Below are 22,016 nucleotides of genomic sequence, written 5' to 3'. Positions count from 1 at the left end.
TCCATATAGTGGGCTGTAGCCCTATACTCCTGAATAATTAAACGGACGCTAAACATATCAGAGACAATGGGTTTTTAGCAAAGATTTACGTTCCTTTGCAAACTTCTGTAACACACGTGGTTTATCTTACAGAAAAATCTGTAAGGCGTAGCTAAATTACGGATCTTCATCACATAAATTATTTTTTCACTATCTAAAATAATTCGCGGAAGTCTTGGTTTTTTAGAACTCTAACCCTTATCTGAATCGATTCGGTTCGCCAATACGATTCTCAGTACGCCTGCCTGGCAGACGTATAAATGATAATAATAGGAGGTAGCAAGTGACCATTGCTATTGTCATAGGCACACATGGTTGGGCTGCGGAGCAGTTACTCAAAACGGCAGAAATGCTGTTGGGCGAGCAGGAAAACGTCGGCTGGATCGATTTCGTTCCCGGTGAAAACGCCGAGACGCTGATTGAAAAGTACACTGCTCAGCTTGAGAAGCTGGATACCAGCAAAGGCGTGCTGTTTCTCGTGGATACATGGGGCGGCAGCCCGTTCAACGCTGCCAGCCGCATTGTCGTCGATAAAGAGCATTATGAAGTCGTCGCCGGGGTAAATATCCCAATGTTGGTGGAAACCTTCATGGCGCGTGACGACAACCCAGGCTTTGACGAGCTGGTGGCGCTGGCGGTGGAAACCGGTCGCGAAGGCGTGAAGGCGCTGAAAGCACAGCCGGTTGAAAAACCTGCCCCTGCCCCTGCTGCACCAAAAGCCGCGGCACCGGCGAAGCCAATGGGTCCGAACGATTACATGGTTATCGGCCTTGCGCGTATTGATGACCGTCTGATCCACGGCCAGGTGGCGACGCGCTGGACCAAAGAGACCAACGTACAACGCATCATCGTGGTCAGTGACGAAGTGGCCGCCGACACTGTCCGTAAAACCCTTCTTACCCAGGTTGCACCGCCGGGCGTCACCGCGCACGTCGTGGATGTCGCCAAAATGATCCGCGTTTACAACAACCCGAAATATGCGGGCGAACGCGTGATGCTTCTGTTCACCAACCCGACAGACGTTGAACGCATTGTTGAAGGCGGCGTGAAAATCACCTCCGTTAACATTGGCGGTATGGCTTTCCGTCAGGGCAAAACGCAGGTCAACAACGCGATTTCAGTGGATGCGAAAGATATCGAGGCCTTCAACAAGCTGAATGCACGCGGTATCGAGCTGGAAGCCCGTAAGGTTTCCACGGATCAGAAACTGAAAATGATGGATTTGATCGGCAAAGTGGGGAAATAAGCCCGGGCCGGTTTTTCATATAGAGCTTATGTAATAGGAGAAGTGCAATGGAGATTACTACTCTTCAGATTGTGCTGGTGTTCATCGTCGCGTGTATTGCGGGTATGGAGTCCGTACTTGATGAATTTCAGTTCCACCGCCCTCTGGTGGCCTGTACGTTGATTGGCGCCGTTCTCGGTGACATGAAAACCGGTATCATCATCGGTGGTACCCTGGAAATGATCGCCCTCGGCTGGATGAACATCGGTGCGGCAGTTGCGCCAGATGCCGCGCTGGCGTCCATTATTTCGACCGTTCTGGTCATCGCCGGTCATCAGAGTATCGGTGCCGGTATCGCGCTGGCCATTCCACTGGCCGCGGCAGGCCAGGTGCTGACCATCATTGTTCGTACCATCACCGTTGCCTTCCAGCACGCGGCGGATAAGGCGGCCGATAACGGCAACCTGACAGCGCTCTCCTGGATCCACGTCTCGTCCTTGTTCCTGCAGGCGATGCGTATCGCTATTCCGGCCGTTATCGTGGCGATTTCCGTTGGGACCAGTGAAGTTCAAAGTATGCTGAACGCCATACCAGAAGTGGTCACCGGCGGTCTGAATATCGCGGGCGGTATGATTGTGGTCGTAGGTTACGCGATGGTCATCAACATGATGCGCGCAGGCTATCTGATGCCGTTCTTCTACCTTGGCTTCGTTACCGCTGCATTCACCAACTTCAACCTGGTTGCGCTGGGTGTGATTGGTGCGGTGATGGCGATTCTTTATATCCAGCTCAGCCCGAAATACAACCGTGTCGCGGGTGCCCCTGCGCAGGCTGCTGGTAACAACGATCTCGATAACGAACTGGACTAACAGGTGAGCGAAATGGTTGATATGACAAAAACTACCACTGAGAAAAAACTCACTCCGGGTGATATTCGTGGCGTGTTCATCCGTTCTAACCTGTTTCAGGGTTCATGGAACTTCGAACGTATGCAGGCGCTCGGCTTCTGCTTCTCCATGGTGCCGGCAATCAAACGCCTGTATCCGGAAAACAACGAAGCACGCCGTCAGGCAATTAAGCGTCACCTGGAATTCTTCAACACTCACCCTTACGTAGCGGCGCCTGTTCTGGGCGTAACGCTGGCGATGGAAGAGCAGCGTGCAAACGGGGCTGAGATCGACGATGGTGCTATCAACGGTATTAAAGTCGGTCTGATGGGGCCGCTGGCAGGCGTGGGCGACCCGATCTTCTGGGGTACCGTGCGTCCGGTCTTTGCGGCACTGGGCGCCGGGATCGCCATGAGCGGCAGTCTGCTTGGTCCCCTGCTGTTCTTTATCCTGTTCAACGCGGTGCGTCTGCTGACCCGCTACTACGGCGTGGCATACGGTTACCGTAAAGGGGTGGATATCGTTAAGGATATGGGCGGCGGCTTCCTGCAAAAACTGACTGAGGGGGCGTCAATCCTCGGCCTGTTTGTAATGGGGGCTTTGGTTAACAAGTGGACGCACGTGAACATCCCGCTGGTGGTATCGACGATCACCGGTCAGGATGGTCAGACGCGCGTCACCACCGTGCAGACCATTCTGGACCAGCTGATGCCTGGCCTGGTACCGCTGCTGTTAACCTTCGCCTGTATGTGGCTGCTGCGTAAGAAAGTGAACCCGCTTTGGATCATCGTTGGCTTCTTCGTCATCGGTATCGCGGGCTACGCCGTCGGCCTGCTGGGTCTGTAATAAAATGCGTTACCGACCGGGGGCTTGCCCCCGGTCTTTTTATCTGGAGGATGAATGACTGTCACGGACACCGTACTGGTTTTATTTATTGTTGCCCTTCTGGCTTACGCGATCTATGACGAGTTCATTATGCCTCGCCGCCACGGCGAGACGCTGCTGACCCTTCCCCTCTTACGCCGTGGGCGCATTGATGCGTTTATCTTCGCCGGTCTGGTAGTCATCCTGATTTACAATAATGTGACCAGCCACGGCGCAATATTAACCACATGGTTATTATGTGCGCTGGCATTAATGGCGATTTACCTGTTCTGGATCCGCTCGCCAAAACTCATTTTTAAAAAACACGGATTCTTCTTCGCCAATGTCTGGATAGAATATAACCGCATTAAAGAGATGAATTTATCCGAAGACGGAGTTCTGGTGATGCAATTAGAACAACGCCGCCTGCTCATTCGGGTCAAAAATATTGACGACCTGGAAAAAATCTACAAATTACTCCTTAAAACTCAATGAATTAATTTTATAGCATCGGCTATGTATTGTATTATTCTCAAACCAGCAATATAGCCGATGCTATATCTCCCCTGCGAATTAACTTATATTTATTAACGATACTTTCACGCATAAACCTAAATGAAAATCGTTATCAATATAGTGGCTATATAAAGCCATCTTCGTTGTTGTTTTATATTCTCAAAATATGTTAAGGTTGCGCCCGTCGTTGGGGAGTAGCCGATTTCCTGCCTGCGGGAAATGTACGTGTCAACATACTCGTTGCAAAACGTGGCGCGTACGGATCGTTTTCAGCACACTTACTGTGCCAAAAGCGATCAGGCGAGACCATAGATACATCAACTGCTGTTTACTGGGGGCAGTGATGTGTCATATGGATATCCCCGGTCTGGACGCACTTATGAATATCTCCGCTACGATCCTTCTGGCTTTTGGCATGTCCATGGACGCATTTGCCGCCTCTATCGGTAAAGGTGCCACCCTCCATAAACCTAAATTTTCCGAAGCCCTGCGCACCGGTCTCATCTTTGGCGCAATCGAAACGCTGACGCCGCTTATTGGCTGGGGTCTGGGGATGCTCGCCAGCCAGTTTGTGCTGGAGTGGAACCACTGGATCGCCTTCGTGCTGCTGGTGTTCCTCGGCGGACGCATGGTAATTGAAGGTTTTCGTGGCAACAGCGATGAAGATGATGCGCCGCTGCAACGCCACGGCTTCTGGCTTCTGGTGACAACCGCTATCGCAACCAGCCTGGACGCAATGGCCGTCGGTGTCGGTCTGGCGTTTTTGCAGGTCAATATTATCGCCACCGCGCTGGCGATTGGCTGCGCCACGCTGATTATGTCAACGCTGGGGATGATGGTGGGGCGGTTCATTGGCCCGCTGTTAGGCAAACGCGCCGAAATTCTGGGCGGTATCGTGTTGATCGGAATTGGTGCCCAAATACTCTGGGCACACTTCGCGGGTTAATCTTCGCGCTGCCAGCAATGGATGCTGAAATCCGTCTGGCAGCGAAATTCTGTCTGTGCTGCCAGCGTTTCCCACACCTCTGGTTTTGCCCGCCACGCAAACGGCGTCATTTGCAGTAACGCCACCGCTTCACTTCCCTGCAACGTCATCTCATACGCCACTGACTGCGCCTGCTTTAACGCGAAGCCCGTCAGCTGTTCAGAGTGCGGCGCATGCAGGTGAACTTCATCATAGATCAGCCCTTTTAGCTCCAGCAGATGACGCGGTCCCGGCGTAACGGTGATAACCCACCCGCCGGGCTTAACGACGCGCGCCAGCTCCTCTGCCTTGCACGGGGCATAGATACGCACTACGGCGTCCATACTCGCTTCCTCAAACGGCAGGCGGTGGCTGGAGGCCACGCAGAACGTTACCGCTGAGTAGCGTTTTGCTGCTGCACGGATAGCCACTTTCGACACGTCCAGCCCGTAAGTTTCGGCGCCCTTCCCAGCCGCGACGTCAGCAAACGTGGCGGTGTAGTAGCCCTCACCGCAGCCGATATCCAGCATGGCGGATGCGCCTTCTGTCAGATATTGACGGAGTAAGTCGACAACGGCATCCCTGAGCGGTTGATAGTGTCCGGCGTCAAGAAACGCCCGGCGCGCCTGCATCATCTCCGCGCTGTCACCCGGATCCCGGGAGCGCTTGTGCTGTACCGGCAGAAGATTGACATAGCCCTCTTTAGCCCGGTCAAACTGATGTCCCAGTGGACAGATAAACGTTTTCTCCGCGCGCGTCAGCGGCGCGTGGCAAAGGGGACAACTGAAAGACATGACAGCTCCAGGGCGAAAACCAAAAGGCGAAGTGTACCGCTATTCGCCAGGGTTATAAACGGCTGGGTGACGCATCACGATCAGATGGTCAGAATCTGCTGGCAGCCCGTCTGGCTTCACGTTTTCCAGGCGCAAGACGTTACCCATAATTTCGCTGAACACGGGCGCGGAAACGGCCCCGCCGTAGTAGGCTCCGTTTTTCGGATCGTTGATCACCACCACCAGTGCAAAACGGGGATCGCTGGCGGGCGCAACGCCTGCTGTGTAGGCGACGTATTTATCCACATAGTTACCGTGTTCATCGATTTTTTTGGCCGTCCCGGTTTTAATCGCCACACGATAGTTACGCACCGCCGCTTTGATCCCGCCACCGCCGGGTAACGCGACGCTCTCCATCATGTGTTCCACCTCGTGAACAATCTCCCCGGGCATCACCCGTTTGCCAATCACGGGGGGATCGATACGGGTGATGGACAGAGGCCGTTCAATGCCATAGCTACCGATGGTGGCATACACATGCGCCAGTTGAAGGGGGGTAACCATCAGGCCATACCCAAAGGCAAAGGTCGCCCTGTCTAACTGACTCCAGAATTTTCGCTGCGGCAGTAAACCTGAGCTTTCTCCCGTTAAGCCAAGCCCGGTACTCTCGCCAAAACCAAAGTTTTTATAGGTATCAAGTAACCGTTGCACGGGCATCGCGAGAGAAAGACGGGATACGCCCGTGTCGCTGGATTTTTGCAGGATCCCGGTCATGGTCAGCTCGGGGTAGTAGCCCACATCGCGAATACGATGACCATCAATGGTGTAGGGATGCGTGTCTATCACGCTGTCAGGCTGCACCAGCCCCTGCTGTAGCGCCGTCATCAGCACCAGAGGCTTAACGGTCGAACCCGGTTCAAAGGTGTCGCTGATCGCGCGATTACGAAAGTCATCCAGCGTTGCCCCTTCCCGATTGTTGGGGTTGAAGTCAGGGAAGCTCGCCATCGCCAGAATTTCGCCCGTCTGGATATTAATCAGCACCGACGCGCCTGACTCGGCTTTATTCCACGCCACGGCATTATCCAGCGCGTCTTCGGTGATAGTTTGCAGGCGTTCATCGATACTAAGCTGGATATTATGTGCCGGTACGGGCGCCACCTCCGTGAGGTTCTCAACCACATGCCCGTATCGATCTTTCCTGACCAGCCGCACGCCTGCCTTCCCGGTGAGCTGCGTGTTAAAGCTTTTCTCGACGCCCTCAATACCCTGACCATCAATATTAGTGAAGCCAATCAGGTTTGCCGCCACGTGTCCGGCAGGATAAAAGCGACGGGACTCATCGCGTAGGTTGATACCGGGAAGACGCAGCTTATCAATCCACTTTGCCTGGGAGGGATCAACCTGACGAGCTAGATAAATGAATCGCCCGTGCGGATTGCTGTTTATTCGCGATGCGAGCGTGCTCAGAGAAAGGTGTAAAGCATTTGCCAGGGCCTGCCAGCGCGAATCAAAGCCGATCCCCCCTTTATCAAGCACAGTTTTGGGATCGGCCCAGACGGCTTGGACAGGTACGCTTACCGCAAGGGGACGCCCTTCACGGTCAACAATCATCCCACGTGGGGCGTCTATCGCCACTTCGCGCAGGGAACGCATATCCTCCTGCTTCACCAGATTATCCGGTTTGATAATTTGTAGCCATGCCACGCGGCCTAACAGAAAAGCAAGGCTACAAAAGATGGCGAGACACAGAAGTGCAAAACGTGCCGGTGTAAAGTTTCCGTTGGCCGTTATTGTCTTTTTTTTCACTTTAACCCCAGGGCTGTTAATCAACGCCCTGATTTAACGGGAAAAAGGGATAATAAGGCGGGAAAACAATGCTAATAATCTCGCGGGTTTGCAACAAGATAATAACAGAGGAGGAATACGTAACATTTTGAAAAATAAGTGAATAAAAAAGCCCCGCATCGGCGAGGCTTATGTCTGAGATCGAAGCGCCAAGCGCTTCAGTCAGCAGTGATTCGATCAGATAGCAGTTACGTTAACCGCAGCTGGGCCTTTCTGGCCGTCCTGAATTTCGAACTCAACGTTCTGGCCTTCAGCCAGAGTTTTGAAGCCGTTACCCTGGATTGCAGAGAAGTGTACGAACACGTCTTTGCTGCCGTCAGCAGGAGTAATGAAACCAAAACCTTTAGACTCGTTGAACCACTTAACTTGACCTTTAATCTTTGCCATTTGCAAAATTCCTTAGAGTGTTTTCTTAGCCCGCAGGCTTTAACATAGATAAAACTGAGACATTACTGCTTGAGGCACTAATATAAGGTTCGGCAGAGAAGCGGTATTCAACGACAACGTGTTTACTCAGGACTTCTTTACTGAAAATGCCACACATAAACAGAACTGTACCTCGTTTGACCCAAAACGTGTTATCACACACAACGTTTAATATGGCAAGCCATTTTTAAACGTGTCTCGATCCGCCGCACAAATTCAGGGGTTACTCCATAACAATCTGCACAGTTATGCGAATTGTCAAATGAAGCGCCACCTGACCTCACCGCCCACAGAGTGCGCTGACGCGCCCTGTAATCAAAGACTTTTTAAACATAGCTCAATCATTTCAAAGCGTCCATCCCAATCCCTGAATTTCTTTAAAGGAATGACTGAGTTAGAACATTTTGTGAAAAGTTATGCTGAAAACATCGCAATGCACCAGAGTGTGACAGTGAATAAACGATGTTAAATACATTTTGCTAACTGTATTAAAATCCACCATTTAATAAGCGTTATTCTGCACCAAAATAATGAAATTTTTATGACTCTGCCTCAAAACAAGGCAAGCAAAACGTTTCGATAAAAATAAAACACTTCAGGAAAGTTAAAGCTCACAATTTATTCAACGAAACGGTATGACTTGTATAAGGATAAATATTCGCCAGTTTTCAGTATACTGAAACAGTAGTTAACTGCTGCTTAATTATATGTTGGGATGTTATGGGTTACATTTGATAAGGGAGGAGATTTACGCCGTACGTCAGGCCACCTCCCCGTTCCGGGCAGACTATCGTTCGGCCACCAGGCGAATGAACTCTTCCTCGTCTTGTTTTTGAGCATCAGCTTCCTTCGGCACCGCTTTCTCCTCCGGCTCGTTGGCTTCGCACAGACGACGCAGCAACGCAGTCTGCCGTTTCTGCTGATCGAGCAATGCTTCCAGCAGCTCAATCTGCTCGTTTGTGCGGGAGCTGGCGCGATTAACGAAGAACCACAGCACCAGTCCAACAACCAGCACCACTAAAGACATTACCAGGGATGCAATGCTCAGCAGCCCCGAATTCATTAACTCACCCATTTCACCACCTCAGTAAAAACAGTCATTTTACCACTGCAGCCACGTAAGGACATCGCTCAGTGCAAAAATAGCCACTACCAGGGGATAAATTTATTGATTGAACAAATGCCGCTAAAGAACTGTACATCCTGATCGCACATCACATTGATAGTCTGCGTCCACAGCACCACGCATGCTATCAGCACTATAATCAGAATTACCCAGCGTATTTTTTTCACTCCACACTCCGTCTTATGACCTGATGTAGCCAGGTTATCACGGCTATCTTAAACAGGGGCTAACTGTACCTTCAACAGACGCTTTTCGGAATCGTGCACTTGTTTCACTGCGTAAACCCGTTACGCTTACTCCATGACAACAAAGAAAAAAGAGGCATCGATGCGTTTACTCGTTCGTACGATAATTGTACTGGCACTTGTGTGGATCGGCCTGCTGTTAAGTGGGTATGGCGTATTAATGGGAAGCAAAGAGAATGCCGCGGGTTTGGGTATTCAGTGTAAATATCTCACCGCCCAGGGGGTAAGCACGGCTCAGTACATCCATTCCGACAGCGGGATCATCGGGTTAACCAACTGTCCTGTGCTGCGTAAATCATCTGTTGTGGTGGATAACGGCTAATCAGAGCTAAATTTCGCTTACAAAAACGCCGCAAGAGTGCGGCGTTTTTATTGGAGGCATTGATCAGAACGGGTATTCGTTATAGCCCATCTGCTCTGAAATTTTGCGCGCTGCGGTATGCAGAATTGCCACATACTCATGAAGACGCTCTTCGGAGAAACGCAGCGTTGGGAAAGAGATGCTCAGTCCCGCAATGACAACGCCGAAGCGGTCAAACACCGGCACACCGATGCAGCGCAACCCTTCTTCCTGCTCTTCGTTATCTTCCCCATAACCCTGCTCACGCACTTTATCCAGCACGCTCAGTAGTTCATCCGTACTGGTAATCGTGCGATCGGTGCTGCGTTTGTATTCCACACCGTCAAGGATTTGCTTAACCTCTTCACGATCGCGCCAGGCCAGCAGGACTTTACCAATTGCGGTACTGTACAGCGGGTTACGACGACCGATGCGTGAATACATGCGCAGGTTGTACATGGAGTCAATTTTGTGGATGTAAACGATGCTGTCTTCATCCAGTGCGCCGAGGTGAATGGTCTCTTTCGTCAACCGCGAAAGTTCACGCATCTGAATGTCAGCGCTGCGGATCAGATCCACGTTCTGCAAGGCGCGGGCGCCCAATTCAAACAGTTTCAGGGTCAGAGAATATTTTTCTGATTCTCCTTCCTGCGCGACATAACCCAATGATTTCATCGTCTGCAAAAAGCGATAAACGGTGCTTTTCGACATCATCACACGCTGCGACAACTCTGTAATACCAATTTCACGCTCTTCTCCGAGCGCCTGCAAGATGCCAAACACCTTCAGCACGGAAGAAACAGAATCTGGCTGCTTATCCAAATCTGCGATTGCCATTTATCACCTCATGGAGAGTGTTTTATAAAAATCAGAACCGGTTTTTATTATAAATTCGTGTGATGCGCGCTGCAATCTATCTGGGTTTACTTCGTTACAAATCTGCGACATAAAACCGAAATAACGATGCTAAAATAGTTACTCTGAAAATAATTTCACACTGAGTCATTCTTTTCCCATGCAAAAAAACGTTTCTGATGGCCTGCCCTTACCACAGCGGTACGGGGCAATAGCCACTATTGTCATCGGCATTTCGATGGCTGTCCTTGACGGTGCGATTGCCAATGTGGCTCTTCCTACCATTGCCAAAGACCTTAATGCTTCTCCGGCAAGCTCCATCTGGATTGTGAACGCGTACCAGATAGCGATTGTGATTTCCCTTTTGTCACTCTCTTTCCTGGGCGATATGTTTGGTTATCGCCGGGTTTATCAGTGCGGGCTGGTGGTCTTTACTCTCACCTCGCTCTTCTGTGCCCTTTCCGATTCACTGCACACCCTTACGCTTGCGCGTATCGCACAGGGTTTTGGCGGTGCGGCGCTAATGAGCGTGAACACGGCCCTGATACGGCTTATCTATCCTCATCGCCATCTGGGGCGCGGCATGGGCATTAACTCCTTTATTGTGGCCGTGTCGTCCGCCGCCGGGCCGACGATTGCCGCCGCCATTCTGTCCGTTGCCTCGTGGCAGTGGCTGTTTGCCATTAACGTGCCGCTGGGCATTGTGGCGATCTTCTTCGCCCTGCGCTATCTTCCGGAAAATGGTCCGAAAAACACCATGCCACGTTTTGACCTGCCCAGCGCTGTGATGAACGCGCTGACCTTTGGCCTGCTGATTACTGCGCTGAGCGGATTTGCGCAGGGACAGTCTTTGTCGCTCATTGCCGCAGAAATCGTTGCCCTGCTTATCATCGGCTTTTTCTTTGTACGACGCCAGCTGGCGCTGCCCGTGCCGTTACTGCCGGTCGATTTGCTGCGTATTCCGCTGTTTTCGCTATCAATTTGTACCTCCATTTGCTCGTTCTGCGCCCAGATGCTGGCGCTGGTTGCGCTGCCATTCTTTTTGCAGAGCGTGCTTGGCCGTTCGGAAGTGGAAACAGGCTTGCTGCTCACGCCCTGGCCTTTGGCAACCATGGTGATGGCCCCGCTGGCCGGGTACCTTATTGAGCGCGTTCATGCCGGACTGCTGGGGGCTATCGGGCTGATCGTCATGGCAGCAGGACTGTTTGCGCTGTCGCTCCTGCCCTCCTCGCCGGGGGATCTGGATATTATCTGGCGCATGATCCTGTGCGGGGCAGGTTTTGGTCTGTTCCAGTCACCTAACAACCACACAATTATCACCTCTGCCCCACGTCATCGCAGCGGTGGCGCCAGCGGGATGCTGGGTACGGCAAGACTATTAGGGCAAAGCACCGGGGCCGCAATGGTGGCGTTGATGTTTAACCTTGCCGGGCAAAATGCGACACACGTTGCGCTGATTACCGCAGGGACACTGGCGACCCTCGCGGCTATCATTAGCGGCCTTCGTGTGACCCAGCCAAAGGCGCAGGCATAAAAAACCGGGCGGAGATTGTCTCCTGCCCGGTTTTTTTTCATCCGGCGGGTATTATTTCAGGTATTCGCCGCTTCGCAGCGCTTCAATACGTTTATCCAGCGGCGGGTGTGACATAAACAGCTCGCTCAGCGACTTTGATTTACCATTGATGCAGAAGGCCATCATGCTGTTTGCTTCCTGCGGCTCGTAGCTGGTTTTCAGACGTTGCAGCGCAGCAATCATCTTCTCACGACCCACCAGTTTCGCAGAACCGGCATCCGCGTGGAACTCACGATGACGGGAGAACCACATGGTAATGATGCTTGCCAGGATACCGAACACCAGCTCCAGCACCATTGAAACAGCAAAATAGATCAGCGGGTTACCGTTGCTCTCTTCACCCTCATCACGGTTGCCACCCATAAATCCGGCAGCAATCTGCGCCAGAATACGGGAAATAAAGATAACGAAGGTGTTCACCACGCCCTGGATCAAGGTCATGGTGACCATATCGCCGTTAGCGATGTGGCTGATCTCGTGAGCAATAACCGCTTCCGCTTCGTCACGGCTCATGTTTTGCAGCAGACCGGTACTGACGGCCACCAGGGACGCGTCACGACGCGCACCGGTAGCAAACGCGTTGATATCCGGCGCGTGGTAGATCGCCACCTGCGGCATGGCTATGCCCGCCTGCTTTGACTGCTGAGCAACCGTGCTCATCAACCACTGTTCCATATCGTTACGCGGCTGCTCAATAACTTCACCGCCCACGGATTTCAGTGCCATCCACTTCGACATCAGCAGTGAAATGAAAGAGCCGCCGAAACCAAACAGCAGCGCCATAATCAACAGACCCTGAACGCTGCTCGACTGAATTCCCGTCAGGCTTAGCACCAGCCCGAATACCACCATCACCGCCAGGTTGGTGAGCAGGAAGAGCGCGATTCGCATCATAATATTCTTTTAACCTCAGTTTAACAAAACGCACTATGCGATTACCCACATCGTATGGGTATTGCGGCTATTTTCAAGCATCCAGACGGCGTAAGTCACCAGAAAGACACAACTTTACACAATTGGAAATCTGCCTGACGGAAGGATGAGGAACAAAAAGAAACAGGCACAATTTCTTGTGCCTGTTGGGGGATTATTTTGTCGGAGCAGGTTGTACGGCAGGTTTCTCTTTTTCCAGCTTCGCGAGATCAAGCGCGATATGCACCGTCTCGTCCAGATACGGATCGGGCTCCTGGTAATCCTTAGGCAGATCGTCCAGTTTTTTGAGCAGAGGCTTGCCTTCACGTTTGAAGCGATCGTTGATACGCGCCAGACGTGTCGCGTCATCTTCATTGTTCTCTTTCTCACGCTGGGCGTAGTTCAGAGAGACAATGTTCCGTTTCGCTTTCAGAGCGTTGAAACGCGCGATGTCCTTCATGATGTACTGGAATTCCGGATCCTTCCCGATGCGGTCGTTGTGATTTTTCAGCAGTTCCGGACCGAACTGTTTCATATCACCCGATTTCACGAATGTCGCGGCATCAATGCTATCCCACGGCAGCGCGTTATCTTCAAACTTCTCGCCCGTTTCCGTCTCTTCGGTACCTGTCGGCATCATGATGTCCGGCGTCACGCCTTTGCGCTGCGTACTGCCGCCGTTAACACGGTAAAACTTCTGAATGGTGTACTGTACTGAGCCCAGCGCCGGCCATTCAGGACGCAGCATCTGGTCGTAAATACGGTTCAGAGAGCGGTACTGCTGAACGGTGCCCTTGCCAAACGTCGGTTCGCCGACGATTAACGCCCGGCCGTAATCCTGCATGGCAGCAGCGAAGATTTCCGATGCAGAGGCGCTGAAGCGATCGACCAGCACCACCAGCGGACCCTTATAGTAGACCACGCCATCGGTATCGGCATCTTCACGCACTTTACCGTTGTTATCGCGCACCTGAACCACCGGGCCAGACGGGATAAACAGCCCGGAGAGCGAGACGGCCTCGGTCAATGCCCCGCCGCCGTTGCTGCGCAGGTCGATGATCACACTGCTGACATTCTGCTTTTCAAGCTTCTGGAGCTGCACTTTTACATCATCGGTCAGGCCAACGTAGAAGCCAGGGATATCCAGAACGCCAACCTTCTCTTTACCCACGGTTTTCACCGACATTTTCACCGCGCGATCTTCCAGACGGATACGCTCACGGGTCAGAGTAACGATACGGGTTTTGGTCCCCTTTCCGGCAGGCAGGATCTCCAGGCGAACTTTGCTGCCCTTCGGCCCTTTGATCAGCGCAACTACGTCATCAAGTCGCCAGCCAATCACGTCCACCATGCTCTTTCCGGTTTGTCCTACACCGACAATACGGTCGCCTACGCTGATCGCTTTGCTTTTCGACGCAGGGCCACCGGCCACCATGGAGTTGATAACGGTGTAGTCATCATCCATCTGAAGCACAGCACCGATACCTTCCAGAGACAGGCTCATTTCGGTATTGAACTGTTCGGTGTTACGTGGAGAGAGATAATTAGTGTGCGGATCAATTTCGTGCGCAAACGCGGTCATCGCCAGCGAGAAAACATCTTCACTGTTGGTCTGCGCCAGACGACGAATTGCGAATTTGTAGCGACGGTTTAACGTCTCACGGATCTCTTTCTCGTCTTTGCCTGTGAGCTTGAGGCTCAGTTCGTCATATTTGACTTTTCCGTCCCACAGCGCATTCAGTTCAGCCTCATCTTTCGGCCATGGCGCTTTGCTGCGGTCCAGATTAAAGGTGTCGTTGCCGGTGAAGTCCATCGGACGTTCCAGCACTTTCAGCGCGTATTGATAACGCTCAAAACGGCGCTTTTGCGATAAGTTGTACAGATCGTAGAAAAGATCCAGCTTTCCGGAGCGCAGCTCATCACCCACTTCGGATTTGCGTTTAGCGAACTGTTCGACATCGCTGGCCAGCAGTACGTTATGGCTGTAATCCAGCAAGTTCAGATAACGGTCAAAGATTTTGGCCGAAAAGGCCTGATCGAGATCGAACTGACGATAGTGCGAACGAGTAAAGCGCGACGTCACGCGCTCACTCACCGTCGCGTGCTGAGTTTCTTCCTTAAGAACCGGAATTTGATCAACACGCGTAATATCGTCCACAGCGAAAGCGTGGCCTGTTATAGCAAACAGGCCAGCCAGCGCGGTGAGCTTAAAAAAAGTGTTCATGCCAGGCTCGGCCTCCGTTTCAGAACAACAAGTGTTCTGCGCGTACAATCATTGACATACCAGAAGTCAGCTGTACACGAACGCCATCTTTGGTGATTTCCAGTACGGTGGCATCCATCGCATTGTTACCCGCTTTAACCTTCAGAGACTGACCTACGCTCAGGGCGTTGATGTCCGAAACTGGGGTGTGGCGCGGCTCTTCGCGCGGCGCACGTGGGGCTTTAGCTGCTGGTTTGTCAGCACGCGGTTTGCGATCGTTATTTTCAGTACGACGCGGTGCCGGACGCGGTTTACGCTCGCGACGAGGGGCGTCTTCCTGACCGTTTGCCGCTGCGGCTTCGCGTTTTTTGGCCTGCTGTTCAGCACGCTGTGCCTGAACGCGAGCTTTGGCTTCTTCAAGCTGCTTACGCGCATGTTCTACGTGCTGCTCGTCCAGCTCACCACACGGGTTGCCGTCAAGGTCGACACGGGTCGCACCCGGCTTGATACCGTACAGGTAACGCCAGCTCGAGGTATAAAGGCGCAAGGCAGAACGAAGCTGCGTTTTGCTGAGGTTCATCTCCCCCTCAACGCGCGCGACCAGATCCTGAAAGATACCGACTTTCAGAGGACGCGCTTCACCTTCAGCGCTGAAGCACTGCGGGAAACGCTCGGCCAGAAATGCGATAACTTCTTTACTGCTATTCAACTTAGGTTGATTTTCCATGAAATTTCCTGATTACAACGGACGTTGCCAACAAGCGCAGGCATGAACAGGCGACATTATAATGACGCTATCAGTAAATGCTACGTTATCCGTTGATTATCCTGCGACGCTCGCAAAGAATTTATGATAATCGGTCTCTGCCAGAACATTTTCCAGGTTTGCGGCCAACGCGCGCAGCCCCTGCTCATCCTCGGCAGTAAAGCGGCTGAAGACCGTGCTGTCGATATCCAGAACGCCAATAATCTGATTTTTAACCACCAGCGGCAGTACGATTTCAGAATTGCTGCTGGCATCGCAGGCAATGTGGCCGTCAAACGCATGAACATCTTCGACACGCTGAACCTGACGGGTCGCCACTGCGGTACCGCACACGCCGCGACCTACCGGGATGCGTACGCAGGCGAGTTTCCCCTGGAAAGGCCCCAGCACCAGCGTGTCGCCTTCCAGCAGATAAAAGCCCGCCCAGTTCACGTCAGAAAGGCGTTCGTACAGTAACGCACTGGTATTTGCCAGAGTGGCTAAGAAACTGGTTTCCCCTGCCATTAATGCCTTAAAATCGCGATTCAGATCCGCGTAGAATTCTGTTTTGTTCATTATTCAATCACTTAGTTATCTTACATAATTACCGCATAGCCTATTAAAATAAGCATTAAATGCGCTCATGCTCAAGATGAATCCGTTCATGAGTTATTATAACTTTCAACAATACTTATCTGTGTGCGACTGATGGCCCTAAAAACACCCCAAATTACGCCGACAAGAAAGATCGTTGTCCGTACGGTAAGCCAGGCTCTGCCTCGTGCACATTATCAGCGTTGTCCCCAGTGCGATACGCTTTTTATGTTGCCGAAGATGAAATCGCACCAAAGTGCTTTTTGCCCTTGCTGCGATGCCAAAATTCGCGATGGCCGGGACTGGTCATTGACGCGTCTGGCGGCAATGGCGGTTACCATGCTGCTGCTGATGCCGTTCGCCTGGACCGAGCCGCTGTTAAAGCTCTACCTGCTTGGCGTGCGTATTGACGCTAACGTATTGCAGGGGATCTGGCAGATGACGCGCGAGGGCGATCCGCTCACCGGCGCTATGGTGCTGTTCTGCGTCGTCGGCGCACCGCTGGTGCTGGTCGCGGCAATTGCCTACCTGTGGTTTGGCAACATTCTGGGGATGAACCTGCGCCCTGTCCTGCTCATGCTGGAAAAGCTCAAGGAGTGGGTGATGCTGGACATCTATCTGGTGGGCGTCGGCGTGGCCTCCATTAAGGTGCAGGATTATGCGTTTTTACAACCCGGCATTGGCCTTTTTGCGTTTATTTCACTGGTCCTGCTGAGTATTTTGACCCTGATTCATCTGAATGTTGAACAGCTTTGGGAGCGATTTTACCCTCAGCGTCCCGCGACCCGGCCTGATGAAAACCTGCGCGTCTGCCTGGGGTGCCATTACACCGGTTTTCCGGATAAACGCGGGAGGTGTCCTCGCTGCCACATTCCGTTAAGATTGCGGCGCAACAACAGCCTGCAAAAATGCTGGGCGGCGCTTATCGCCTCACTGATATTTTTATTCCCGGCCAATATGCTGCCGATCTCCGTAATTTATGTGAACGGCGCCCGACAGGAAGATACTATCCTTTCGGGGATTATCTCTCTGGCGCACAGTAACGTGGGGGTTGCCGCCATTGTGTTCATCGCCAGTATTCTGGTGCCCTTTACCAAAGTGGTGGTGATGTTTACGCTACTTATCAGCATTCACTTTAAATGCGAACAAGGACTACGCACCCGCATCCTGCTTCTGCGATTCGTGACCTGGATTGGTCGCTGGTCGATGTTGGATCTGTTCGTGATTTCGCTGATGATGTCGCTCATCAATCGCGATCAGTTACTTGCTTTTACCATGGGACCCGCAGCTTTTTATTTCGGCTCTGCGGTGATATTGACTATTCTTGCAGTGGAATGGCTGGACAGCCGCTTACTTTGGGACGCACATGAGTCAGGAAACGCCCGCTTCGCCGACTGAAGCGAGAATTAAAACAAAACGCCGCATTTCGCCATTCTGGTTGCTGCCTGTCATCGCGCTGATGATCGCAGGCTGGCTTATCTGGACGAGCTATGAAGATCGCGGAAGTACCATCACGATTGATTTCCAGTCTGCGGACGGCATTGTCGCCGGACGTACCCCCGTTCGCTTCCAGGGGGTGGAAGTGGGTACCGTGCAGGATATTTCCCTCGGCAAAGGGCTGAACAAAATCCAGGTCCGGGCGAGCATTAAGTCTGACATGCAGGATGCCCTGCGCGCCGAAACGCAGTTCTGGCTGGTCACGCCTAAAGCCTCCCTGGCCGGCGTTTCCGGGCTGGATGCGCTTGTGGGCGGTAACTATATCGGCATGATGCCTGGCAAAGGTGAGCCACAGGATCACTTTGTTGCGCTGGATACCCAGCCGAAATATCGGCTGAATAACGGCGATCTGATGATCCACCTCCGCGCGCCGGATTTGGGCTCGCTGAACAGTGGTTCTCTGGTCTATTTCCGCAAAATTCCGGTTGGCCGCGTTTACGACTACGCCATTAACCCGAACAAAGATGGCGTGACCATTGATGTACTGATCGATCGCCGTTTTACCAACCTGGTAAAAAAAGGCAGCCGCTTCTGGAACGTCTCCGGCGTCGATGCTGACCTGAGCTTAAGCGGTGCGAAAGTGAAGCTTGAGAGCCTGGCGGCGCTGGTGAATGGCGCTATCGCCTTCGACTCACCTGCTGACTCCAGCCCTGCCGCCGCAGAGGATACCTTTGGTCTGTACGCCGACCTGGCACACAGCCAGCGCGGTGTCATCGTCAAGTTGACCCTGCCGGATGCCAAAGGCCTGAAAGCCGGTTCGACCCCGCTGATGTACCAGGGTTTAGAGGTCGGGCAACTGACAAAATTAACCCTCAACGCGGGCGGCTCCGTTACCGGCGAAATGACGGTGGATCCGAGCGTTGTGGACCTCCTGCGGGAAAAAACACGCATCGAGCTGCGTAATCCGAAGCTCTCCCTCAGCGACGCCAGCATCAGTTCCCTGCTGACGGGAAGCACCTTTGAGCTGATCCCCGGTGAAGGTGCGCCGAATAAAAACTTTGTCATCGCGCCGGCGGATAAAGCTCTGCTGCAAAAACCGGGCGTGTTGACGGTTAAGCTGAATGCGCCGGAAAGCTATGGTATCGAAGCCGGTCAACCGCTAATCCTGCACGGTGTGCAGGTGGGTCAGGTTCTGGAAAGAAAGCTGACGGAAAAAGGGGTCTCCTTCTCCGCCGCCATCGATCCGCAGTACGGCAACCTTGTGCACGGCGACAGTAAATTTGTGGTGAACAGCCGGGTCGACGTGAAGGTGGGTCTGGACGGCGTTGAGTTCCTCGGCGCCAGCGCCAGCGAGTGGGTTAACGGCGGGATCCGCATTCTGCCGGGCAGCAAAGGCGCGCTGCGTGAGAGCTATCCACTGTTCGCCAATCTGGACAAAGCCATTGAAAACAGCCTCGGCGACCTGCCGACCACCACGCTGACCTTAAGCGCTGAAACGCTGCCGGATGTCCAGGCAGGTTCCGTCGTGCTTTATCGTAAGTTTGAGGTCGGAGAAGTGATCACCGTTCGTCCTCGTGCGGACGCGTTTGATATCGAACTGCATATCAAGCCGGAGTATCGCAAGCTGCTCACGCCAAACAGCGTGTTCTGGGCTGAAGGCGGCGCGAAAGTGCAGCTCAATGGCAACGGGCTGACCGTACAGGCGTCTCCCCTCTCCCGTGCCCTGCGCGGTGCGATCAGCTTCGATAACCTGAGCGGCGCGGGCGGCAACATGCGTAAAGGTGACAAGCGGATCCTCTTCCCGTCTGAAACCGCGGCGCGCGCCGTCGGGGGACAGATTACCCTGCACACCTTTGATGCCGGTAAACTGGCAGAAGGCATGCCTATCCGCTATCTCGGAATTGATATCGGGCAGGTTCAGAAGCTGACGCTGATCACCGCGCGCAATGAAGTTCAGGCTACCGCCGTGCTTTATCCGGAATATGTACAGACGTTCGCCCGGGCAGGCTCGCGCTTCTCGGTGGTTACGCCGCAAATTTCTGCCGCAGGGGTTGAGCATCTCGACACCATACTTCAGCCGTACATTAACGTTGAACCGGGTCGGGGCAACGCGCGTCGTGAGTTTGAGTTGCAGGAGGCGACCATCACCGATTCCCGTTATCTGGACGGTCTGAGCATTGTGGTTGAAGTACCGGAAGCCGGTTCGCTGGGCATCGGTACGCCGGTCCTGTTCCGCGGTATTGAAGTGGGGACAGTAACAAGCCTGACGCTGGGTAATCTGTCCGACCGCGTGATGGTCGGCCTGCGCATCAGCCAGCGTTATCAGCATCTGGTTCGCAACAACTCAGTGTTCTGGCTCGCTTCAGGCTACTCGCTGGACTTCGGCCTGACCGGTGGCGTGGTCAAAACGGGGACCTTTAACCAGTTCATTCGCGGCGGCATTGCCTTCGCGACGCCGCCTGGCACGCCTCTGGCGCCTAAGGCGCAGGCAGGAAAACACTTCCTGCTGCTGGAAAGTGAACCGAAAGAGTGGCGCGAATGGGGAACGGCGCTGCCGCGTTAATCTCGCAGGCTCCGGTGTCAACGCGCCGGAGCCTTTATGTTACACTGCGCGCCTGAATGTTTCCCTGTGGTGTGCCCGTGGCTCAAAACTCCGTATTTCTTCCTGAACAATTCCTCGCACAGATGCGCGAGGCGCTTCCTGCTCATCTCTCTTTCGACGATTTCGTCGCCGCCTGCCAGCGCCCTTTGCGTCGAAGTATTCGCGTCAATACGCTGAAAATCAGCGTCGGAGCGTTTCTGGATCTCGTCTCCTCCTACGGCTGGCAGCTGACGCCGGTGCCGTGGTGTGAGGAAGGGTTCTGGATCGAGCGGGATGACGAGGAGAGCCTGCCGCTCGGCAGCACCGCCGAGCACCTGAGCGGGCTGTTTTATATTCAGGAAGCCAGCTCCATGCTGCCGGTTGCCGCGCTGTTTGCCGACGGAAACCAGCCTGAGCGGGTGATGGATGTCGCGGCGGCGCCGGGCTCTAAAACCACGCAAATTGCCGCCCGGATGAACAACCGCGGCGCGATCCTCGCCAACGAATTTTCCGCCAGCCGCGTCAAAGTCCTGCACGCCAATATCAGCCGCTGCGGGATCCACAACGTCGCGTTAACACACTTCGACGGTCGCGTGTTTGGCGCTGCCTTGCCGGAAGCTTTTGATGCCATCCTGCTCGACGCGCCCTGCTCCGGCGAAGGCGTAGTGCGTAAAGATCCTGATGCGTTAAAAAACTGGTCCGTTGAAAGCAACCTGGAGATCGCCGCCACGCAGCGTGAACTGATCGACAGTGCGTTTCATGCCCTGCGCCCCGGTGGAACGCTGGTTTACTCCACCTGCACGCTGAATCGCGATGAAAACGAGGACGTCTGCCTGTGGCTCAGGCAACGCTATGCGGATGCCGTCGAGTTTCTGCCGCTGGACACCCTCTTCGATTCGGCCAGTCACGCGGCCACCCCTGAAGGCTTCCTGCACGTCTTCCCGCAGATTTACGATTGCGAGGGGTTCTTTGTCGCACGACTGCGTAAAACCCGCGCCGTCGATCCGCTGCCTGTCCCTAAGTTTAAGGTCGGCAACTTCCCGTTCGCGCCGGTCAAAGGCCGTGAGGCGACACAGGCGCAAGCGGCTGCCAGCAAAGTGGGACTGCACTGGGATGAGAGCCTGCGCCTCTGGATGCGGGACAAAGAGCTGTGGCTGTTCCCGGTCAACATCGAACCGCTGATTGGTAAGGTGCGTTTCTCCCGCCTCGGTATTCGCCTGGCGGAGATCCACAACAAAGGATATCGCTGGCAGCACGAAGCGGTCATTGCGCTGGCAGGCAATGAGAACACCTTCGCCCTGACGCATCATGAAGCGGAAGAGTGGTATCGCGGTCGTGACGTTTACCCGGAAGACGGCCCGTCACAGGATGAAGTCATCGTGACGTATCAGGGCTATCCGCTCGGGCTGGCGAAAAAAGTCGGCTCGCGGCTGAAAAATAGCTATCCGCGTGAACTGGTACGCGATGGTCGCCTGTTTACCGGTAACAGCCGCACTGACTGAAAAAACGCATTTTTTTACTGGCGATTTCTCTCTCCTTGTCTAGGATCAAAAATGGATGACTGCACTGGTCATACCAGATTTTGGGCAACAAACCGGAGAGCATTATGACGAAAACCAGCGTACGCATTGGCGCTTTTGAAATCGACGACGCTGAATTGCGCGGCGAAGCACAAGGCGAACGAACGTTAAGTATTCCCTGCAAATCCGATCCGGATTTGTGCATGCAACTGGACGCCTGGGATGCAGATACCAGCGTCCCGGCGATCCTTGATGGGGAACATTCCGTTCTGTACCGTGAACATTACGACAGTAAAACCGATGCCTGGGTCTTGCGTCTTGCATAACCCAAAGAGAACCCGCCCGA

The 22,016-nt window shown here is 53.4% G+C and carries 21 protein-coding genes and 1 pseudogene; 11 read left to right on the top strand and 11 right to left on the bottom strand.

Annotation, left to right across the window (positions count from 1 at the left end; all coding sequences use genetic code 11):
- Window positions 1-322: 322 nt before the first annotated feature.
- The 5 genes from manX (at window position 323) to mntP (ending at window position 4,477) form a co-directional block, all read left to right on the top strand.
- Window positions 323-1,285, top strand: coding sequence for a PTS mannose transporter subunit IIAB (gene manX, locus AC4OVS_RS09055; protein WP_022651434.1), 963 nt, complete (start codon window positions 323-325; stop codon window positions 1,283-1,285).
- 47 nt (window positions 1,286-1,332) lie between these two features.
- Entirely contained in the window at window positions 1,333-2,133 is an 801-nt protein-coding gene (gene manY, locus AC4OVS_RS09050; RefSeq protein WP_022648448.1) for a PTS mannose transporter subunit IIC, read from the top strand.
- 12 nt (window positions 2,134-2,145) lie between these two features.
- A complete protein-coding gene (locus AC4OVS_RS09045; RefSeq protein ID WP_006810994.1) occupies window positions 2,146-2,997 on the top strand; it encodes a PTS mannose transporter subunit IID in 852 nt (283 codons plus the stop codon).
- 54 nt (window positions 2,998-3,051) lie between these two features.
- Window positions 3,052-3,510, top strand: coding sequence for a DUF986 family protein (locus AC4OVS_RS09040; RefSeq protein WP_022648449.1), 459 nt, complete (start codon window positions 3,052-3,054; stop codon window positions 3,508-3,510).
- Window positions 3,511-3,910: 400 nt separating this feature from the next.
- Complete coding sequence (mntP, locus tag AC4OVS_RS09035; protein WP_032622454.1) at window positions 3,911-4,477, top strand: manganese efflux pump MntP; 567 nt, start codon at window positions 3,911-3,913, stop codon at window positions 4,475-4,477.
- Here the strand turns inward: mntP and rlmA are convergent.
- The 6 genes and pseudogenes from rlmA to mgrB form a co-directional block, all read right to left on the bottom strand.
- Complete coding sequence (gene rlmA, locus AC4OVS_RS09030) at window positions 4,474-5,289, bottom strand: 23S rRNA (guanine(745)-N(1))-methyltransferase (RefSeq protein WP_491922332.1); 816 nt, start codon at window positions 5,287-5,289, stop codon at window positions 4,474-4,476. The two genes, mntP and rlmA, sit on opposite strands and share 4 nt — an antisense overlap.
- A gap of 39 nt (window positions 5,290-5,328) precedes the next feature.
- Entirely contained in the window at window positions 5,329-7,074 is a 1,746-nt protein-coding gene (gene ftsI, locus AC4OVS_RS09025) for a peptidoglycan glycosyltransferase FtsI (RefSeq protein ID WP_491922331.1), read from the bottom strand.
- A 216-nt stretch (window positions 7,075-7,290) separates the two neighbouring features.
- Window positions 7,291-7,500, bottom strand: coding sequence for a transcription antiterminator/RNA stability regulator CspE (gene cspE / locus AC4OVS_RS09020; protein ID WP_001062678.1), 210 nt, complete (start codon window positions 7,498-7,500; stop codon window positions 7,291-7,293).
- A 12-nt stretch (window positions 7,501-7,512) separates the two neighbouring features.
- A pseudogene (locus tag AC4OVS_RS09015) lies at window positions 7,513-7,657 on the bottom strand (DUF2627 domain-containing protein).
- A 669-nt stretch (window positions 7,658-8,326) separates the two neighbouring features.
- Entirely contained in the window at window positions 8,327-8,614 is a 288-nt protein-coding gene (locus tag AC4OVS_RS09010; RefSeq protein WP_023300358.1) for a YebO family protein, read from the bottom strand.
- A 74-nt stretch (window positions 8,615-8,688) separates the two neighbouring features.
- Window positions 8,689-8,832: a PhoP/PhoQ regulatory lipoprotein MgrB gene (gene mgrB, locus AC4OVS_RS09005; RefSeq protein ID WP_003859906.1), complete on the bottom strand. Its 144-nt coding sequence runs from the start codon at window positions 8,830-8,832 to the stop codon at window positions 8,689-8,691.
- 160 nt (window positions 8,833-8,992) lie between these two features.
- Between mgrB and AC4OVS_RS09000 the strand changes: the two genes are divergently transcribed.
- Entirely contained in the window at window positions 8,993-9,232 is a 240-nt protein-coding gene (locus tag AC4OVS_RS09000) for a YobH family protein (RefSeq protein ID WP_022648454.1), read from the top strand.
- Between the two features lie 63 nt (window positions 9,233-9,295).
- Here the strand turns inward: AC4OVS_RS09000 and kdgR are convergent, their stop codons facing one another.
- Window positions 9,296-10,087, bottom strand: a complete 792-nt coding sequence (gene kdgR, locus AC4OVS_RS08995) for a DNA-binding transcriptional regulator KdgR (RefSeq protein ID WP_022648455.1) — start codon at window positions 10,085-10,087, stop codon at window positions 9,296-9,298.
- A gap of 178 nt (window positions 10,088-10,265) precedes the next feature.
- On the opposite strand from kdgR, the gene AC4OVS_RS08990 reads away from it, so the two are divergent.
- Window positions 10,266-11,639, top strand: coding sequence for an MFS transporter (locus tag AC4OVS_RS08990; protein WP_022648456.1), 1,374 nt, complete (start codon window positions 10,266-10,268; stop codon window positions 11,637-11,639).
- Between the two features lie 51 nt (window positions 11,640-11,690).
- On the opposite strand, the gene htpX is transcribed toward AC4OVS_RS08990, so the two are convergent.
- The 4 genes from htpX to AC4OVS_RS08970 all read right to left on the bottom strand — a co-directional run bounded on the left by htpX (window position 11,691) and on the right by AC4OVS_RS08970 (window position 16,114).
- The gene (gene htpX / locus AC4OVS_RS08985) at window positions 11,691-12,572 is read right to left on the bottom strand and encodes a protease HtpX (RefSeq protein WP_003859899.1); all 882 of its coding nucleotides are present in this window, start codon (window positions 12,570-12,572) and stop codon (window positions 11,691-11,693) included.
- A gap of 193 nt (window positions 12,573-12,765) precedes the next feature.
- Complete coding sequence (prc, locus tag AC4OVS_RS08980; protein ID WP_003859896.1) at window positions 12,766-14,814, bottom strand: carboxy terminal-processing peptidase; 2,049 nt, start codon at window positions 14,812-14,814, stop codon at window positions 12,766-12,768.
- 19 nt (window positions 14,815-14,833) lie between these two features.
- Window positions 14,834-15,520 (bottom strand): RNA chaperone ProQ, encoded by a 687-nt coding sequence (gene proQ / locus AC4OVS_RS08975; RefSeq protein WP_003859895.1) that lies wholly within the window; start codon window positions 15,518-15,520, stop codon window positions 14,834-14,836.
- 96 nt (window positions 15,521-15,616) lie between these two features.
- The gene (locus tag AC4OVS_RS08970) at window positions 15,617-16,114 is read right to left on the bottom strand and encodes a GAF domain-containing protein (protein ID WP_038416256.1); all 498 of its coding nucleotides are present in this window, start codon (window positions 16,112-16,114) and stop codon (window positions 15,617-15,619) included.
- Window positions 16,115-16,246: 132 nt separating this feature from the next.
- On the opposite strand from AC4OVS_RS08970, the gene yebS reads away from it, so the two are divergent.
- From yebS to AC4OVS_RS08950, 4 genes are all read left to right on the top strand, one after another.
- Complete coding sequence (gene yebS, locus AC4OVS_RS08965; RefSeq protein ID WP_022648459.1) at window positions 16,247-17,530, top strand: membrane integrity lipid transport subunit YebS; 1,284 nt, start codon at window positions 16,247-16,249, stop codon at window positions 17,528-17,530.
- Window positions 17,499-20,132, top strand: a complete 2,634-nt coding sequence (locus AC4OVS_RS08960) for a PqiB family protein (protein ID WP_022648460.1) — start codon at window positions 17,499-17,501, stop codon at window positions 20,130-20,132. Before yebS ends, AC4OVS_RS08960 begins: the two co-directional genes overlap by 32 nt.
- A gap of 56 nt (window positions 20,133-20,188) precedes the next feature.
- On the top strand, window positions 20,189-21,652 hold the full coding sequence (gene rsmF / locus AC4OVS_RS08955) for a 16S rRNA (cytosine(1407)-C(5))-methyltransferase RsmF (RefSeq protein ID WP_155024598.1): 1,464 nt from the start codon (window positions 20,189-20,191) through the stop codon (window positions 21,650-21,652).
- Window positions 21,653-21,756: 104 nt separating this feature from the next.
- The gene (locus AC4OVS_RS08950; RefSeq protein WP_006811010.1) at window positions 21,757-21,996 is read left to right on the top strand and encodes a YebV family protein; all 240 of its coding nucleotides are present in this window, start codon (window positions 21,757-21,759) and stop codon (window positions 21,994-21,996) included.
- Window positions 21,997-22,016: the final 20 nt, after the last annotated feature.

This window comes from Enterobacter sp. 4974935 (assembly GCF_058661735.1).
Note: the sequence above shows the minus strand (reverse complement) of the source record. Positions and strands in the feature narration are given on the sequence as shown.

Excerpts from the sequence above, each read along its gene's own strand:
- manY (WP_022648448.1), top strand. The coding sequence starts at position 1,333 with ATGGAGATTACTACTCTTCAGATTGTGCTGGTGTTCATCGTCGCGTGT.
- AC4OVS_RS09045 (WP_006810994.1), top strand. The coding sequence starts at position 2,146 with ATGGTTGATATGACAAAAACTACCACTGAGAAAAAACTCACTCCGGGT.
- AC4OVS_RS09040 (WP_022648449.1), top strand. The coding sequence starts at position 3,052 with ATGACTGTCACGGACACCGTACTGGTTTTATTTATTGTTGCCCTTCTG.
- mntP (WP_032622454.1), top strand. The coding sequence starts at position 3,911 with ATGAATATCTCCGCTACGATCCTTCTGGCTTTTGGCATGTCCATGGAC.
- rlmA (WP_491922332.1), bottom strand. The coding sequence starts at position 5,289 with ATGTCTTTCAGTTGTCCCCTTTGCCACGCGCCGCTGACGCGCGCGGAG.
- cspE (WP_001062678.1), bottom strand. The coding sequence starts at position 7,500 with ATGGCAAAGATTAAAGGTCAAGTTAAGTGGTTCAACGAGTCTAAAGGT.
- AC4OVS_RS09010 (WP_023300358.1), bottom strand. The coding sequence starts at position 8,614 with ATGGGTGAGTTAATGAATTCGGGGCTGCTGAGCATTGCATCCCTGGTA.
- AC4OVS_RS09000 (WP_022648454.1), top strand. The coding sequence starts at position 8,993 with ATGCGTTTACTCGTTCGTACGATAATTGTACTGGCACTTGTGTGGATC.
- kdgR (WP_022648455.1), bottom strand. The coding sequence starts at position 10,087 with ATGGCAATCGCAGATTTGGATAAGCAGCCAGATTCTGTTTCTTCCGTG.
- AC4OVS_RS08990 (WP_022648456.1), top strand. The coding sequence starts at position 10,266 with ATGCAAAAAAACGTTTCTGATGGCCTGCCCTTACCACAGCGGTACGGG.
- htpX (WP_003859899.1), bottom strand. The coding sequence starts at position 12,572 with ATGATGCGAATCGCGCTCTTCCTGCTCACCAACCTGGCGGTGATGGTG.
- prc (WP_003859896.1), bottom strand. The coding sequence starts at position 14,814 with ATGAACACTTTTTTTAAGCTCACCGCGCTGGCTGGCCTGTTTGCTATA.
- proQ (WP_003859895.1), bottom strand. The coding sequence starts at position 15,520 with ATGGAAAATCAACCTAAGTTGAATAGCAGTAAAGAAGTTATCGCATTT.
- AC4OVS_RS08970 (WP_038416256.1), bottom strand. The coding sequence starts at position 16,114 with ATGAACAAAACAGAATTCTACGCGGATCTGAATCGCGATTTTAAGGCA.
- yebS (WP_022648459.1), top strand. The coding sequence starts at position 16,247 with ATGGCCCTAAAAACACCCCAAATTACGCCGACAAGAAAGATCGTTGTC.
- AC4OVS_RS08960 (WP_022648460.1), top strand. The coding sequence starts at position 17,499 with ATGAGTCAGGAAACGCCCGCTTCGCCGACTGAAGCGAGAATTAAAACA.
- rsmF (WP_155024598.1), top strand. The coding sequence starts at position 20,189 with ATGTTTCCCTGTGGTGTGCCCGTGGCTCAAAACTCCGTATTTCTTCCT.
- AC4OVS_RS08950 (WP_006811010.1), top strand. The coding sequence starts at position 21,757 with ATGACGAAAACCAGCGTACGCATTGGCGCTTTTGAAATCGACGACGCT.